Consider the following 14,838-nt stretch of genomic DNA (forward strand, 5'->3'; position numbering starts at 1 on the left):
CCGCCCGGAGAGTCGACCGCACCCGTCGGCGCGTACGCGGCCTACCTGGCATGGCTCTCTCTTCAGGAGCTCCGGCAGTCGCAGCGCCCCGCGCGTCCCACCACATCGGAGCGCACCTCATGATCGGCGACCTCTCGACCCTCCTCGCCGGATTCGGGGTGCTCGTGGCCACCGAGATGGTCCTGTCGACGATTCTGGCGTTCTGCATGATCGCCTTCCTCTGCGCTCTCTTCGCCGTCATCCTGGCGACTCTCGCAGTCCGATGGTTCGTGGGCCTGTTCCGCGTCCGCGGAACGGCGGACGGGTCGCTCCCGTCAGGGAACGACCCGTCTGTCAGGCGCTGAGCGCGGCGGTCGGTGAGGTCCGAGCGGCGCGGATGGCGGGTATGGATCCCGCGACCGCTCCGACGAGCATCGTGACGACGACGCCGGCGACGAGCACCAGGGGAGGGATGGACACGAGCCACCCGTTGCCCGTTGCGACGATCCAGGTGATCAGCCACCCGATGAGCGAGCCTCCGAGCCCGCCGAGCGAGGCGAGCAGAACGGCTTCCACGAGGAACTGCGATCGGATGTGCCCGCGGGTCGCTCCGATCGCTCGCCGGAGGCCGATCTCGCGGCGGCGCTCGAGGACCGTGATCACCATGGTGTTCGCGACGCCGATACCGCCGACCAGAAGAGCGATGGAGCCGACGCCCACCAGGAGTCCGGTGAAGGCCTGATCGATCGTGTTCTTCGCGGCGAGCGCATCGGACGGGCGACTGACCTTGACCTCGTTGGGAGCCTCCGGATCGACCGTGCGTGGGAGGAGCTCGCGCGCCTCGTCCACCGCGTCGTCCGCAGAGCGCTCATAGATGGTCGTCGGCGAGCCGTCGAATCCGAAGAGCTCCTCGGCGATGCCCGCGCCGATCAGGGCGGCGGTGTCGAGCTCGGGCGCGAGCGGCGCCCGCTCGAGGATCCCGACGACGGTGAAGTACCGTCCGCCCAGCCAGACCTGGCTCCCGACCGTGGTGATGCCGAGCCTCTCGGCCGCCTTGAACCCGAGCACGACCGTCGGGAGCTTGTCCGTCACCTCGTTCATCCACGCGCCCGCCTGCAGGTCGGAGCCGGTCGCCTCGAGCAGATCGTCGCCGGCGGCAGCGACCGTCAGCCCTCCGGTCTCACCCTTGTCGATCGATGCGCTCCGATAGACGTGCACGTCTTTGAGTGTCGATATCCAGGTCGCCGTCTCGACACCGGGGAGGTTCCGTACGCGGATGATCGCGTCTGCGGGGAGCTTGGTGTCTCCCCCGAAGACGTCGCTGCCTGCCGTGACCGTCAGGAGGTTGGTCCCCAGCGAGGCCAGGCGCTGCTTCACGAGCGCCTCGCTCGACGTGGAGATCCCGATCACGGCGATCATCGCGGCGATGCCGATCGCGATGCCCAGCGCCGACAGGACGGCCCGCAGCGGGTGCGCGCGAAGGCCGTGGAAGCCGAGCCCGAGCAGGTCGGATGTGCGCAGTCTCGCCTGCAGCCGCACGCTCATGCCGTCACCTCCAGACTCGGTGCCGACGAGACGGCGACGTCGGACGGACGCCCCGTGTCTGCGACGATCTGGCCGTCGCGGATGCGGATCTGCCGCGGCATCCGATCGGCGAGCTCCTGGTCGTGAGTGATGACCACGACCGTGGTGCCCGCCCGGTTGAGCTCCTTCAGGATCTCGACGACGGCGGCGCCCGACGTGCTGTCGAGGCTTCCCGTGGGTTCATCGGCGAGCAGCAGGGCGGGCTCACCCACGACGGCACGGGCGATCGCGACACGCTGTCGCTCCCCGCCCGAGAGCTGTCGCGGCTGATGGCGCAGCCGATGCCCCAGCCCCACGCGCTCGAGCGCGACCGCCGCGCGCTTGCGACGCGCCGCCGTCGGCGTACCGGTGTAGAGCAGCCCGGTCGCGACGTTGTCGAGAGCGGTGACGCCGTCGGAGAGATGGAACTGCTGGAACACGAAGCCGATGGTGTGGGCGCGCAGAGCGGAGAGCTGCGAGTCGCCCAGGTCGGCGACGTCGTACCCTGCGATCCGGGTGAGACCCGAGCTCGCTCGATCGAGCGTGCCCATGAGGTTCAGGAGCGTCGATTTCCCCGAGCCGCTCGGGCCCACGATCGCCACCATCTCGCCCCGGTCGATGCGAAGATCCACCCCGCGAAGGGCGAGGGTCGGGGGCGACCCGTAGGAACGGGTCACCCCCGAGAGCTCGATCACGGCGCTCATCTCGCCACCGCCACGACGTCGCCTTCGGCGAGGTCGCCTCCGACGACCTCCACCATCCCGTCCGCGAACTTGCCGAGCTCGACCGTGACGAGCTCGGTCTTCTTGTTCACGACGCGCTCGACCGCCGACCCTCCACCCGGCTGCGCGAGCAGGGCGGTCACGGGGACCAGCAGCACGTCCTCGGCGATGACATGGACCAGCGTCACACTCACGCTGACCGTGTCGAAGGCCGCTGCGACCGTCGGGTCGTCGAGCACGATCGTGATCGGCAGCTTCAGCGTCTTGCCGCCGTTGTCGTTGTCCCGTTCGACGGGCGCGCCCACGGCGGTGACCGTGCCGGGTGCGACGGTGCCATCGGGCAGTCGCACATCGACCTTGGCGCCCACCGGCGCGTTCGCCGCCAGGTTCGGGTCGATGTCGACGGCCGCCTCCTTGGTGCTGTCGGAGACCTTCAGCACCGCTCCGCCCGCCGGGCTGCCGACCTTCGCGGCGGCATCCTGAACCCGCACCTCTCCGGGAGCGAAGACGATCCGTCCCATCTCGATGCGGCCCGTCTCCTCGAGACCGAGGGCTTTCTGCCACTCCTTGATCGCTTCGATCGTCGCCCACCGGAACTCGTCGTCCGGCTCGCCGTCGAAGAAGCCGAGGGCCTGGAGGTTGGCCTCGAGCTGTCGGATGTCCTCGCCGTCGGCCATGCCCTCGGCGAACTCGCGCCACACGGGCAGCACCCCGAACATCAGGATGACCGGGGTGTCGTCCACGCGGAAGAGCTCGTAGCCGCGTCCGACGACGCTCCCCGGTGCGGGCACGCCCGTGACGGTGCCGGCGAGCGGAGATCCGAGATCGCGGACATTCTTGAACTCGAGCTTGCCCGTCACGCGGACCTGCTCGGTCAGATTCCCGCGGGTCACCTCCGTGGTCTCGGCGGGCGGCTTCTTCTGCTCGTCGTCTGCCTCGGCCGGGGGCCGGGTCAGCAGGATCGTCGCGGCGACCGCCGCCACCACGACGAATGCGGTCGCCGCGATGATCCAGCCGCGGCGACCGCGGCCCGAGGAGGAGTGCTGCTCCTCCTCGTCGCCGTCGCCGCCGTCATCTCCGCCGCCGCCGATCGCGAGAACGGTGTCCAGATCGTCGGCGTCAGGATCTCTCTTCCTCAGGATGCCGAATGAGGGCCTCATCCTTCTGCTCCGGGGAAGCCCGCCTCGGTCATGCACGCGTCCATGTCGGCCGGGTCGTAGTCGCCCATGGGCATGGCGGCCGTGGTTCCGGCAGGGCCGGGCTCGGGGTCGGGGAAGTCGTATCCCGCGTCGCGCATGCACTGGGCGAAGGTGAGCATCATCTCGTTCATCTCGTCGTCGGAGGGCATGTCGTCGCGGGTGGGCGGATCTCCGAGCTTCTCGTCGCAGACCTCGCGGGCGTCCTCCATCGCGGCGATGTCGGCGTCGCTCGGCGGCTCCGGTGCCTCCGGAACCTCTTGTTCGACCTCGTCCCCGTCGCGGCTGGCCTTGACCATAAACTGCGACATGTCGACGCCCTCGTCCTTCATGCACTTCTCCCAGGCGAGCTGCCAGTCCTCGAACTCCTGTTCCTGACTGGCGCTGTCCAGGTCCGGAGACTCGTCTGCGGCGTCGGGCGTGGGGGCGCAGGCGGCGAGGCCGCCCACGAGCATCAGGCCTGCCAGGAAGATCAGGCCGCGGTTGCGTGTGATTCGCATGGGGTGTCCTTTCGGTGTTCCCTCGCGCTGAGGGGTGAGGACAGTCCACGGGGCGGCCGGTCGCACGAGGGTAAAGAGAACCCTTTACCTTCCGCGAACCTGCATAGTGATTGCATGTGATCTGGAGTGAGGAGAACTCGAGATGCGAGTCCTGATTGTCGAAGATGAGCGGTACCTGGCCGAGGCCGTGCACACGAAGCTGGGCCTGGAGGCGATCTCTGCGGACATCGCCGATGACGGCGCGGCCGCGCTCGAGGCCGTCGCGCACACCGAGTACGACGTCGTGCTCCTGGACCGCGACATTCCCGTGATCCACGGCGACGAGGTGTGCCGGCGACTCGCACTCGACCCCGATCGACCGGCGATCCTGATGCTCACCGCGGCTCGCCTGCTCGACGACAAGGTCGACGGCCTCACGCTCGGAGCGGACGACTACCTCGCGAAGCCTTTCCAGTTCCCAGAGCTGATCGCTCGACTGCGCGCCCTGAGCCGGCGCCGGTTCAGCGCGCTGCCGCCGATCCTGGAGGCGGCGGATGTGCGCCTGAACCCGATCCGTCGAGAGGTGACCCGCTCCGGGAGATACGTGAACCTCACCCGCAAGGAGTTCGCCGTCCTGGAGGTGCTGATGCGTGAGCCCGGCACGGTCGTGAGCGCCGAGAGACTGCTCGAGAAGGCCTGGGACGAGAACGCGAACCCCTTCACGAACTCGGTCAAGGTCACCATCAGCACGCTGCGCCGGAAGCTGGGCGAGCCCCGCGTCATCGAGACGCTGCCGGGTGCCGGATACGTCATCGGCCGGACGGGCTGACGTGTCCGCCACACGACCGACGGGCGCCACCGAGCCGAACCGTCTGAGGCTGAGCATCGAGGGCTTCCGATTCACGCTGAGGACCCGCCTCGCCCTCACATACGCCGGGCTCCTCACGCTGGCGGGCGCGCTGATGATGCTGATCGTCTACATCGTGGTGGGCTACCTTCCCACCTACGCCTTCGCGGTTCCGGCGACGACCGCGGAACCTCTGCAGACCACGCCGACCGAACCGCTCTACGACACCGGCATCGCCTCGACCGACGCCCTGCTCGTCTCGTCCCGGGGCGATGTGCAGACGCTGATCCTGATCATCGCCGCGGTGCTCCTCGTCCTCCTCGCCGCTGGCGGAGGATGGGCCGGATGGGCCCTGGCAGGGCGGATGCTCCGGCCGCTGCAGGAGGTCAACGCCGCGGCGCACCGCGCAGCACGCGGACACCTCGACCATCGGATCGCCCTCGCCGGCCCGCGCGACGAGCTCACCGACCTGGCCGACACCTTCGACGAGATGCTCGAAGGGCTCGAGCGCTCTTTCGGGACCTACCGTCGCTTCGCGGCCAATGCCTCGCACGAGCTGCGGACGCCGTTGGCGACGACCCGCGCGATGCTCGACGTCGCCCTCAGCGGGGCGGATGCGCACGAGCGCCCTCTGCTCGAGCGCCTGCGCGAGACCAACGAGCGCAGCATCGACACGGTGGAGTCACTGCTCGACCTGACCGAGGTCGACGCTTCGAGCGCCGACCATGGCACCGTCCACTTGGAGCAGCTGGCGACGTTCGTACTGGCCGAGGTCTCCGACGAGGCGGAGGCCGCGGGAGTGCGGATCGACTACCGCCTGTCGACGTCGCCGGTGTCCGGCGACACCTCGCTGCTCCGCCAGCTGCTCTTCAATCTCATCCAGAACGGCATCCGGCACAACGAGCCCGGCGGGTGGGTGCGGGTGACGACCGTCGCGCACCCGCGAACCGGGGTCGAGCTGCGGGTCGAGAACTCGGGAGCGATCGTGGCGGATGCCGACCTCGAGTCCCTCACCGACCCGTTCTTCCGCGTGCGTGGCCGGTCCACGGAGTCGACCTCGAAGGGCCGGGGTCTCGGCCTGTCGATCGTGAAGGCCATCACGGATCGCCACGACGCCACTCTTCGATTCACGGCGAGGGAGGACGGCGGCCTCATCGCCACGGTGGTCTTCCCGCCGGACAGCGCATACTGAGTCCCGTCGCGTCCGCACCAGGACGGAGACGCGACCCCGTAAGGATTCCGTGAGGGTCGCCCGACACGCCGTAGGGATTCCGTGAGGATGTCGTGAGGATGCCGTCGGCAGGCGTAGTGTCGCCGGACGTGTCAGACGAAATCAAGGACGGCGCGGATGCACCTCCGCGCGCCAAGCGCATCCTCATCGGCGACCCGCTGACGAGCGAGCAGGTCGAGGACCAGCTGCTCCCGAAGAAGATGGCGCTGCCGATCTTCGCGTCGGACGCGCTGAGCTCCGTGGCCTACGCGCCGCAGGAGCTCGTGATGATCCTCCTGATCGGCGGGCTCACGTTCCTGTCGTTCACGCCGCTGGTCGCCGCCGCGGTCGTCCTGCTGCTGATCGTCGTTGTGCTCAGCTACCGGCAGCTCATCAAGGCCTACCCGTCGGGAGGTGGCGACTACGAGGTCGCCTCGAAGAACCTCGGCGAGATCCCCGGCGTGATCGTCGCGGCCGCTCTTCTCGTCGACTACGTGCTCACGGTGGCCGTCTCGGTCGCCTCGGGCGTGGACAACATCATCTCGGCCGTCCCTGGTCTCGATCCCCTGCGCGTGGAGCTGGCGGTCGGATTCGTGATCCTGATCATCATCGTGAACCTCCGCGGCGTGCGCGAGGCGTCTCTGGTCTTCGCCATCCCGACCTACGTGTTCATCGGCTCGGTCGGCTTCATGATCGTGACCGGTCTGGTGCGCACGTTCCTCGGTGACGCCCCCATCGCCTCGAGCGCCGAGTTCTCGGTGCAGGCCGAGAACCTCAGCCAAGCCGCGGTCATCCTGCTCATCCTCCGCGCGTTCTCGAGCGGATGCTCCGCCCTCACGGGCGTGGAGGCCGTGTCGAACGGCGTTCCCGCGTTCCGCACTCCCAAGGTGCGCAACGCGCAGTCGACCCTCGTGCTGATGGGCTCGATCGCCGCCTGCCTGTTCGCCGGGCTCACCGCTCTGGCCCTGATCACCGGCGTGCACTACGCCGAGAACCCGTGCGACCTCATCGGCTTCGACTGCACAAATCCGCAGCCCAGCCTGATGGCGCAGATCGCCAGCGCGACGTTCGGCGGCGGCAGCATCCTGTTCTTCATCGTCCAGGCGGCGACCGCCTGCGTGCTGCTGCTCGCGGCGAACACGGCGTTCAACGGCTTCCCTCTGCTGGGTGCGGTGCTCGCCCGCGACGGCTACGCGCCGAAGTCACTGAACACCCGCGGCGACCGCCTGGTGTTCTCGAACGGCATGATCCTGCTCGGCATCGGCGCCATCATCGTCCTCGTGGTGTTCCAGGCGCGGCTGACGACGCTGATCCAGCTGTACATCATCGGCGTCTTCGTGTCGTTCTCTCTCGGCCAGATCGGCATGGTGCGGCACTGGCGGCGGGTTCTGCGCGGACCCGCCGAACACCACCCCGGTGACGCGGTCGACGGGGCCGCGGCATCCGATCGCCGCTCCGCCAAGGTGGGACTCATCATCAACTCCGCCGGCGCCGTGATGACGGTGGCGGTGCTGCTGATCGTGACGATCACCAAGTTCACCCACGGCGCGTACCTGGTGTTCTTCGCGATCCCGATCCTCGCCTTCCTGATGATGGGCGTGAAGCGCTACTACCGCGACGTCGATCACGAGATCGCGATCGACGACACCACCCGCTTCGGGGCGACGGGCGACGTCGCGATCGTGATGGTCAGCAAGCTGCAGAAGCCCGTCGCGAAGGCCGTCGACTACGCCGTCGCCGCGAAGCACGGCAAGACGATCGCGGTCCACGTCGCCGTCGATGCGGATGCCGCCACCGAGCTGCAGAAGCAGTGGGCGGATCACCTGATGCCGATCCCGCTCGTGATCCTCGAATCGCCGTACCGGTCGTTCGCGCAGCCGGTCACGCAGTTCATCAAGCAGTACCGGGCGAAGCACGGCTCCTCGGTCGTGACCGTCTACCTGCCGCAGTACATCGTGGGGCACTGGTGGGAGTCGTTCCTGCACAACCGCCGCGCCCGGCGACTCGCCAACCAGCTCATGCTCGTCCACGGGGTGTCGATCACCCTCGTGCCCTGGCTGCTGGATTCGTCCGAGCTCATCTACGGCCGACGCTCCCGCCCCCTGCCGGGCCAGGAGCGCGCCGGTCGCCCGGTCGTGGTGTCGGGCCGTCGCGCACATCGCCCGGAGGGCCCGCCGCAGACGTGAGGCGGCGCGGCATCCGTAGGCTGAGGGCATGACCTCACGCAGAGCCTTGATCGTGCGCGGCGGCTGGGCCGGGCATCAGCCGGTGGAGACGACGGATGTGTTCCTCCCGTTCCTCGAGGGCAACGGCTACGACGTCAGGATCGAGGAGTCGAGCGAGATCTATGCGGATGCCGCCGCCATGGCGGAGATCGACCTGATCGTGCAGTCGGTGACCATGTCGGAGATCTCCGGCGCCGCTGTGAGGGGTCTGCGCGATGCCGTTCTCGCCGGAACCGGATTCGCGGGCTGGCACGGCGGCATCGTCGATTCGTACCGTGCCAACTCGGACTACCTGCAGCTGGTCGGCGGGCAGTTCGTGAAGCACCCGGCGAAGGCGCAGGATCAGATCCTCGGCGACGGCGCCGACAGCTTCCTGCCGCACACGATCGACATCACCGATCTCGGCCGCGATCACGAGATCACGCGCGGCATCGACGACTTCGCACTCACCACCGAGCAGTACTGGGTGCTGCACGACGACCTCAACGACGTGCTGGCCACGACGACGCATCCCGCCCGACCCGATCAGCCCTGGCACCGGCCGGTCACCTCACCGGCGATCTGGACGCGGCTCTGGGGCGCCGGCCGCGTCTTCGTCGCCACCCCCGGCCACGATCCGGAGGTGCTCCGCGACGCCAACGTGCGCACGGTCGTGGAACGCGGCCTGCTGTGGGCGAGTCGCGGGACTTCGACGTAACGGCGACCGATCCCGGCCCCTTTCCGAGTACCCGTGAACCTTTCTCCAGGGATCGGGCAATAGCTTGTATGACCATTCATGATTCGCACGCCGTCGACCCGGCATCCGTCTTCCTCCCGCAGACCGTTCAGGTCGACCTCAGCTGGCTCTTCGCCGACCTGCATGCGGGTAACTCGACGCCGACGCGGTCGGCGTAGCTGCGGAGCGATGAGCGTCTGACGATTCGGCGTCAGACGTCGTCGACCGGCCCGAAGACGAACCGCTCCGCCTCATCGACACGCTCTGAGCAGTCCGGAGCGAAAGCCTCGTCGATCAGAGTCTCGAGTTGCGGCGAGTGACCATCGGCTGTGGTGTCATCCCACGCGGCGTCGTATCCCTCTGAGAACGCCGCGTCGTACGCCTCCTCCAGATTCGTCATGGCCAAATGCTAGCCAACCACCTCGACGTCGAGTCACGCCGCGACGAGGACCAGCGCCAGCGCGGCGACCACGACCGTCGGCACGGCCACGACGACGCCCCAGAGCATGAAGCGCGGCCAGCTGATCGTGACGCCGAGCGCGACGACGCGGTGATGCCACAGGAGCGTCGCGAGGGAAGCCCAGGGGGTGATGAGCGGCCCCAGATTCACGCCGATCAGGAGCGCCATCAGCGCGACGGGATCGCCGGCGGCGGGCTCGAGGATGAGATAGGCGGGGAGGTTGTTCACGCCGTTGGCGGTGAGGGCGCCCATCGCGGCGAGCTGGAGGAGCGCCGCCACCCCGTGACCGTCCGGCGCGACGTCCGTCAGGAAGTCCAGGATGCCGTTGGCGTGGGCTGTCTCGACAAGCACGAACAGCGCGGCCGCCAGTCCCAGGGCTTGCCATGGCACCAGCCCGAGCCGCAGGACGTGCCGCCGACGCACGGCGAACAGCGCGAGCATCGACAGCGCCGCCACCGTTGCGGGGATCCAGACGTCATGCGTGAAGGTCAGCAGAGGCAGCAGTACCACCAGCACGCCGACCGCACCCCAGAACAGCACACGGTCGGAAGGCGTGCCCGGCTGCGGCACCCGATAGGCGCCGAACAGCGTGCGGCGGTGGGCGACCGTGAGGATCGCGACCGGGATGAGCACTCCGACCAGCGTCGGAGCCCAGCTGAGCGCGAGGAACGCGGCGGGGTCGGCACCGATCGCGGGAGCAGCGAGCAGATTCGTGAGGTTCGACACGGGCAGTGCGAGGGATGCCGTGTTCGCGAGCCACACCGTCGCGAGCGCGAACGGCAGCGGGGAGACGCCGATGCTCTGCGCGAGCACCACCACGACCGGCGTCACGATCACGGCCGTGGTGTCGAGCGACAGGAACACCGTACTGACCACGGCGAGCGCGACCACCGAGGCCCACAGTGCGATGACGCGACCGCGCCCCCAGCGGGCGAGCCGCTGCGCGAGCACATCGAACACGCCGGCATCACGAGCGAGCTCGGCGACGATCGTGATGGCCACCACGAATCCCAGCACCGGGGCGACGCGGAGGCCGAGGGCGCCGGCATCCGCTCTCGGAAGGATGCCGGCGACGAGCGCGACCGCTGCCACGGCGACGAGCGCGAGGACGATCACCGTCCCCGCCCCGATCCGCCGCCTGGTCGTACCCACTCCGCGAGCTTAGGACCGCAGGCCCTGATTCCGGTCGCAGTACCGCATCGATCCGAGCGGACGATCGCTGCGAATGTGCGACCGGAGCGGGTGTGCGGCTCATAGGATTCAAAAGGCGGGATGACGGGAGGGCGCATGAGCGGAGAGCAGGCCCTTCGACAAGCTCCGGGACCCACGAGGGAGCAGAGACCACGAGGTCGCCTCCGCGTGCTCCTCGGCGCCGCGCCTGGTGTGGGGAAGACGTTCGAGATGCTCGCCGAAGGGCGGCGCCTGCACGACGAGGGCCACGACGTCGTCATCGCCCTCGTCGAGACGCACGAGCGCGCCGCGACGATCGCGCAGGCCGTCGGCCTCGAAGAGGTCGCCCGTCGCGTCGACCAGCATCGCGGCGTCCCGCTGACCGAGCTCGACCTCGACGCGGTCCTGGCCCGCGCCCCCGAGATCGCCCTCGTCGACGAGCTCGCGCACACGAACAGCCCCGGCTCGCAGCATCCGAAGCGCTGGCAGGACGTCGAGAGCCTCCTCGCCGCCGGCATCGACGTGATCACGACCGTGAACGTGCAGCACATCGAGTCGCTGAACGCCGTGGTCGAGAAGATCACGGGCATCGCCCAGCAGGAGACGATCCCGGATGCCGTGGTGCGCGCAGCCGACGAGATCGAGGTCGTCGACCTCGCACCGCAGTCGCTGCGGGACCGGCTCTCCGCGGGTCTCGTCTACCCGGCCGAGCGCATCGACGCCGCCCTGTCGAACTACTTCCGCCTCGGCAACCTCACCGCGCTCCGCGAGCTCGCTCTCCTGTGGCTCGCCGACGAGGTCGACAGCGCGCTGCGCACCTACCGCGCGGAGCAGGGCATCGAGGGCACCTGGCAGGCGCGCGAGCGCGTGGTCGTCGCGCTCACCGGCGGGCCGGAGGGCGAGACCCTGCTGCGCCGCGGCGCGAGGATCGCCGCGCGGTCCGCCGGCGGAGAGCTGCTGGCCGTGCACGTATCCGCCCAGGACGGGCTCCGCGACGAGACGCCCGGCGCCCTCGCCGCCCAGCGCACCCTCGTCGAGTCGCTCGGCGGCAGCTACCACCAGATCGTCGGCGACGACATCCCCGCGACCCTCGTCGAGTTCGCACAGGGCGCCGACGCCACGCAGCTCGTCATCGGCGTCAGCCGCCGTGGACGCCTCACCGCGGCACTGACCGGACCGGGCATCGGCTCCGAGGTGATCCGGCGCTCCGGCGACATCGACGTGCACATCGTCACGCACGCGGCCGCCGGAGGGCGACTCGCGCTCCCCCGCATCACCGGCGGGGCACTCGGCTGGCGGCGGCAGGTGCTCGGGTTCGCGGTCGCCCTGCTGTTCGGCCCGCTGCTCTCCTGGGTGATGTTCACGTTCCGCTCCCCCGAGTCCATCACGGCCGAGGTGCTCGCCTATCAGCTGCTGGTCGTGGTGGTCGCCCTGATCGGCGGCATCCGTCCTGCGGTCTTCGCGGCGGTGCTCTCGGGCATCACGCTCGACTTCCTCTTCGTCGCGCCCCTGTTCACGATCACGGTCGCGCATCCGCTGCACGCGCTCGCTCTCTCGCTCTACGTCGTCATCGCGATCCTCGTCAGCATCATCGTCGACCAGGCCGCCCGTCGCGCTCGCACAGCGCAGCGCGCCGCAGCCGAGGCCGAGCTGCTCGCTGCCGTCGCGGGCAACGTCCTCCGCGGCGACAACGCCGTGCTGGCCCTCGTGAGCCGCACCCGAGAGGCCTTCGGGCTCAGCGGCGTGCGACTGCTCTCACCCGACGGCGAGGTGCTCGCGAGCGACGGCGAGCCCGTGGCCGACGGCCGCGCCACGACGATCCCGGTCGGCATCGGCGCCGACGGAGCTGCCCGTGCCGTGCTCGAGCTGAACGGGGAGCCGCTCGCCGGCCCCGAACGCCGCCTGCTCGATGCGATCGTGGCGCAGCTGTCGGCGGCGATCGAGCACACCGATCTGCGCGCGACCGCCCTCGAGGCCGAGGCGCTGGCCGAGACCGATCAGGTGCGCAGCGCCCTGCTCTCGGCGGTCAGCCACGACATCCGCCGTCCGCTGGCATCGGCGGTCGCCGCGATCGGAGGGTTGCGCGGTGCCCAGGAGCTGTCGGCATCCGATCGCGCCGAGCTGCTCGCCACCGCCGACGAGAGTCTCGCGACGCTGTCGACCCTCGTCACCGATCTGCTCGACGTGAGCCGCGTGCAGGCGGGGGTCCTGGCGGTCTCGGCGACACGGCTGGACGCGACGGCTCCGATCCTCGCCGCGGTCGACGAGCTCGGTCTCGGTCCCGCCGACGTCGACCTGGCCCTCGATCCGGCGCTGCCCGCGCTGCAGGCCGACCCGGTGCTGCTGCAGCGGGTGCTCGTGAACGTGCTCGCCAACGCGCACCGTCACGCGCCCGAAGGCAGCCGGGTACTCGTGTCGACCAGCGCACTCGGCGACCGCGCCGAGATCCGCGTGATCGATCGCGGCGCCGGCGTCGCCCCCGAGAGACGCGACCGCATCTTCCAGCCCTTCCAGCGGTTCGGCGACACCGACAACACCACGGGACTCGGTCTGGGACTCGCCCTGTCGCGCGGATTCACCGAGGGCATGGGCGGTACTCTGACACCCGAGGACACGCCGGGTGGCGGCCTCACGATGGTCATCTCCCTGCCGCTGGTCGCAGGGTCCACCGACCTTCGACAGGCTCAGGACCCGCGAGAGACAGAGGCACAGTGAAGCTCCTCATCGCCGACGACGACCCGCAGATGGTGCGGGCTCTACGGATCACCCTCGCGGCCCACGGCTACGAGGTCGTCGTCGCAGCGGACGGAGCGGCAGCGATCGCGGCCGCGGCGCAGACGCATCCCGACCTCATCATGCTCGACCTCGGGATGCCGCAGCTCGACGGCATCGAGGTGATCCAGGCCCTGCGCGGCTGGACGAACGTGCCGATCATCGTGGTGTCGGGCCGCACCGGCTCCGCCGACAAGGTCGAGGCGCTGGATGCCGGAGCCGACGACTTCGTCACCAAGCCGTTCCAGGTGGACGAGCTACTGGCACGGCTGCGGGCGCTCTCCCGCCGATCCGCTCCCGCCGGGGGCGAGTCGGTGGTGATGTTCGCCGACGTCGTCGTGGATCTCTCGACGAAGACCGTCACACGGGCCGGCGCCCGCGTGCACCTGACCCCGACCGAGTGGCGGATGCTGGAGCATCTGTCGCGGCATCCGGGCGCTCTCGTCACGCGTCAGGACCTGCTGAAGGAGATCTGGGGCAGCGAGCAGGTGTCGGATTCCGGATACCTGCGGCTCTACATGTCGCAGCTGCGCAAGAAGCTCGAACACGAGCCGGGCGCGCCCGTGCACCTGCTCACCGAGTCGGGGATGGGCTACCGGCTCGTGCTCTGAGCGACCGCCCGGCGGCGACGGAGCGAAGCGACGACGCCGGCCAGGACCAACAGCACGGTCACGATGATCGCCGTGACCGCGGTCGTGGTGCTCTCCGGCTCACCCGTCAGGCGCCCGACGGCCAGCCAGGCGAGACCCCACGCGGTCGCGAGTGCCGGGGCGATACGGCCGGTGAACCAGGCGGATGCCGCGCCGATCACGAGCACGACGACCAGCACGGCGACGGCCCAGACCTCGGCCTGATCCGCCCAGCCCTCGGGGGCGATCTGCGTGAGCCACGCGGCGATGTTGGCGACGGTCGCGATCGTCACCCAGCCGAAATGGAGGCCGTTCGCGCCGTCGGTGAGGATGCGGTCGGCGAGATTCTTCGCCGGGAAACGCCCCAGCAGCACGATCACCCGTGCGATCGTCGCCAGCAGCAGCACGATGACGATCCAGGTGAGGACGAGCGTGAGGAACTGGGCCGTCACGAGCCACAGCCCGTTCAGCACCATCGTCGCCGCGACCCATCCGCCGACGGCGCGCTGGCGCTCGTCCGCGCGCTGCGCCGGGAGTGCCTGCCACACCGTGTACGCGATCAGTCCGAGGTAGATCAGGGACCAGATCGAGAAGGCGGGGCCGGCCGGGGCGAGGTACGACCCCTGCGCTGAGAGCGCGCCGTCCTGCAGCTCGTCCACCGAGGTTCCGCCGAAGGCACCGGATCCCACGGCGGCGGCGATCAGCATGAAGGATGCCGAGGCGATGATCACGGTCTGGCGGATGATGTCCTGCGTCCGGGATTCCATGGCTGCGACACTAGCCTCCCTCTGCGCGCCCGGCAGGAGGATTGACAACCGGCATCCAACTCGCTAACCAGGTAAGACACACACGAGGTTCGCGACCGGTGCCC

General features: G+C 69.5%; 15 protein-coding genes. 8 read left to right on the forward strand and 7 right to left on the reverse strand.

Annotation, left to right across the window (positions count from 1 at the left end):
- Window positions 1-119: 119 nt before the first annotated feature.
- A complete protein-coding gene (locus MRBLWH11_RS02780; protein WP_341946591.1) occupies window positions 120-344 on the forward strand; it encodes a hypothetical protein in 225 nt (74 codons plus the stop codon).
- Here the strand turns inward: MRBLWH11_RS02780 and MRBLWH11_RS02785 are convergent.
- The 4 genes from MRBLWH11_RS02785 to MRBLWH11_RS02800 are packed head-to-tail and all read right to left on the reverse strand — an operon-like array spanning window position 334 to window position 3,960.
- Complete coding sequence (locus tag MRBLWH11_RS02785) at window positions 334-1,524, reverse strand: ABC transporter permease (RefSeq protein WP_341946592.1); 1,191 nt, start codon at window positions 1,522-1,524, stop codon at window positions 334-336. The genes MRBLWH11_RS02780 and MRBLWH11_RS02785 overlap by 11 nt on opposite strands.
- Window positions 1,521-2,246 (reverse strand): ABC transporter ATP-binding protein, encoded by a 726-nt coding sequence (locus MRBLWH11_RS02790; protein ID WP_341946593.1) that lies wholly within the window; start codon window positions 2,244-2,246, stop codon window positions 1,521-1,523. The genes MRBLWH11_RS02785 and MRBLWH11_RS02790 overlap by 4 nt, the downstream gene beginning before the upstream one ends.
- Window positions 2,243-3,424: a peptidoglycan-binding domain-containing protein gene (locus tag MRBLWH11_RS02795; protein ID WP_341946594.1), complete on the reverse strand. Its 1,182-nt coding sequence runs from the start codon at window positions 3,422-3,424 to the stop codon at window positions 2,243-2,245. Before MRBLWH11_RS02795 ends, MRBLWH11_RS02790 begins: the two co-directional genes overlap by 4 nt.
- The gene (locus tag MRBLWH11_RS02800; protein WP_341946595.1) at window positions 3,421-3,960 is read right to left on the reverse strand and encodes a hypothetical protein; all 540 of its coding nucleotides are present in this window, start codon (window positions 3,958-3,960) and stop codon (window positions 3,421-3,423) included. The genes MRBLWH11_RS02795 and MRBLWH11_RS02800 overlap by 4 nt, the downstream gene beginning before the upstream one ends.
- A gap of 142 nt (window positions 3,961-4,102) precedes the next feature.
- Here MRBLWH11_RS02800 and MRBLWH11_RS02805 point away from each other — a divergent pair, with 142 nt between their 5' ends.
- From MRBLWH11_RS02805 to MRBLWH11_RS02825, 5 genes are all read left to right on the forward strand, one after another.
- Window positions 4,103-4,768, forward strand: coding sequence for a response regulator transcription factor (locus MRBLWH11_RS02805; RefSeq protein ID WP_341946596.1), 666 nt, complete (start codon window positions 4,103-4,105; stop codon window positions 4,766-4,768).
- A gap of 1 nt (window position 4,769) precedes the next feature.
- A complete protein-coding gene (locus MRBLWH11_RS02810; RefSeq protein WP_341946597.1) occupies window positions 4,770-5,978 on the forward strand; it encodes a HAMP domain-containing sensor histidine kinase in 1,209 nt (402 codons plus the stop codon).
- A 98-nt stretch (window positions 5,979-6,076) separates the two neighbouring features.
- Window positions 6,077-8,182: an APC family permease gene (locus MRBLWH11_RS02815; RefSeq protein ID WP_341946598.1), complete on the forward strand. Its 2,106-nt coding sequence runs from the start codon at window positions 6,077-6,079 to the stop codon at window positions 8,180-8,182.
- Window positions 8,183-8,210: 28 nt separating this feature from the next.
- Window positions 8,211-8,918 carry a ThuA domain-containing protein gene (locus MRBLWH11_RS02820; RefSeq protein WP_341946599.1) on the forward strand — a complete coding sequence of 236 codons (708 nt, stop codon included), beginning with the start codon at window positions 8,211-8,213 and terminating at the stop codon, window positions 8,916-8,918.
- A 68-nt stretch (window positions 8,919-8,986) separates the two neighbouring features.
- Window positions 8,987-9,115: a hypothetical protein gene (locus MRBLWH11_RS02825; protein WP_341946600.1), complete on the forward strand. Its 129-nt coding sequence runs from the start codon at window positions 8,987-8,989 to the stop codon at window positions 9,113-9,115.
- Between the two features lie 32 nt (window positions 9,116-9,147).
- On the opposite strand, the gene MRBLWH11_RS02830 is transcribed toward MRBLWH11_RS02825, so the two are convergent.
- Together MRBLWH11_RS02830 and MRBLWH11_RS02835 are read right to left on the reverse strand one after the other, a co-directional pair.
- On the reverse strand, window positions 9,148-9,336 hold the full coding sequence (locus MRBLWH11_RS02830) for a hypothetical protein (protein WP_341946601.1): 189 nt from the start codon (window positions 9,334-9,336) through the stop codon (window positions 9,148-9,150).
- 33 nt (window positions 9,337-9,369) lie between these two features.
- A complete protein-coding gene (locus tag MRBLWH11_RS02835; RefSeq protein ID WP_341946602.1) occupies window positions 9,370-10,548 on the reverse strand; it encodes an SLC13 family permease in 1,179 nt (392 codons plus the stop codon).
- Window positions 10,549-10,683: 135 nt separating this feature from the next.
- Here MRBLWH11_RS02835 and MRBLWH11_RS02840 point away from each other — a divergent pair, with 135 nt between their 5' ends.
- Both MRBLWH11_RS02840 and MRBLWH11_RS02845 read left to right on the forward strand, forming a co-directional pair.
- Window positions 10,684-13,281, forward strand: coding sequence for an ATP-binding protein (locus MRBLWH11_RS02840; RefSeq protein ID WP_341946603.1), 2,598 nt, complete (start codon window positions 10,684-10,686; stop codon window positions 13,279-13,281).
- Complete coding sequence (locus MRBLWH11_RS02845) at window positions 13,278-13,949, forward strand: response regulator (RefSeq protein WP_341946604.1); 672 nt, start codon at window positions 13,278-13,280, stop codon at window positions 13,947-13,949. The genes MRBLWH11_RS02840 and MRBLWH11_RS02845 overlap by 4 nt, the downstream gene beginning before the upstream one ends.
- Here MRBLWH11_RS02845 and MRBLWH11_RS02850 read toward each other — a convergent pair.
- The gene (locus tag MRBLWH11_RS02850; RefSeq protein WP_341946605.1) at window positions 13,931-14,734 is read right to left on the reverse strand and encodes a TspO/MBR family protein; all 804 of its coding nucleotides are present in this window, start codon (window positions 14,732-14,734) and stop codon (window positions 13,931-13,933) included. The genes MRBLWH11_RS02845 and MRBLWH11_RS02850 overlap by 19 nt on opposite strands.
- Between the last annotated feature and the right edge of the window lie 104 nt (window positions 14,735-14,838).

Origin of the sequence: Microbacterium sp. LWH11-1.2 (assembly GCF_038397745.1) — a bacterium.
In the GTDB taxonomy this organism is placed as follows: domain Bacteria; phylum Actinomycetota; class Actinomycetes; order Actinomycetales; family Microbacteriaceae; genus Microbacterium.

Bases quoted from the DNA above. Each gene is read 5' to 3' on its own strand.
- MRBLWH11_RS02780 (WP_341946591.1), top strand. From the start codon at position 120: ATGATCGGCGACCTCTCGACCCTCCTCGCCGGATTCGGGGTGCTCGTG.
- MRBLWH11_RS02785 (WP_341946592.1), bottom strand. From the start codon at position 1,524: ATGAGCGTGCGGCTGCAGGCGAGACTGCGCACATCCGACCTGCTCGGG.
- MRBLWH11_RS02790 (WP_341946593.1), bottom strand. From the start codon at position 2,246: ATGAGCGCCGTGATCGAGCTCTCGGGGGTGACCCGTTCCTACGGGTCG.
- MRBLWH11_RS02795 (WP_341946594.1), bottom strand. From the start codon at position 3,424: ATGAGGCCCTCATTCGGCATCCTGAGGAAGAGAGATCCTGACGCCGAC.
- MRBLWH11_RS02800 (WP_341946595.1), bottom strand. From the start codon at position 3,960: ATGCGAATCACACGCAACCGCGGCCTGATCTTCCTGGCAGGCCTGATG.
- MRBLWH11_RS02805 (WP_341946596.1), top strand. From the start codon at position 4,103: ATGCGAGTCCTGATTGTCGAAGATGAGCGGTACCTGGCCGAGGCCGTG.
- MRBLWH11_RS02815 (WP_341946598.1), top strand. From the start codon at position 6,077: ATGCCGTCGGCAGGCGTAGTGTCGCCGGACGTGTCAGACGAAATCAAG.
- MRBLWH11_RS02820 (WP_341946599.1), top strand. From the start codon at position 8,211: ATGACCTCACGCAGAGCCTTGATCGTGCGCGGCGGCTGGGCCGGGCAT.
- MRBLWH11_RS02825 (WP_341946600.1), top strand. From the start codon at position 8,987: ATGACCATTCATGATTCGCACGCCGTCGACCCGGCATCCGTCTTCCTC.
- MRBLWH11_RS02830 (WP_341946601.1), bottom strand. From the start codon at position 9,336: ATGACGAATCTGGAGGAGGCGTACGACGCGGCGTTCTCAGAGGGATAC.
- MRBLWH11_RS02840 (WP_341946603.1), top strand. From the start codon at position 10,684: ATGAGCGGAGAGCAGGCCCTTCGACAAGCTCCGGGACCCACGAGGGAG.
- MRBLWH11_RS02850 (WP_341946605.1), bottom strand. From the start codon at position 14,734: ATGGAATCCCGGACGCAGGACATCATCCGCCAGACCGTGATCATCGCC.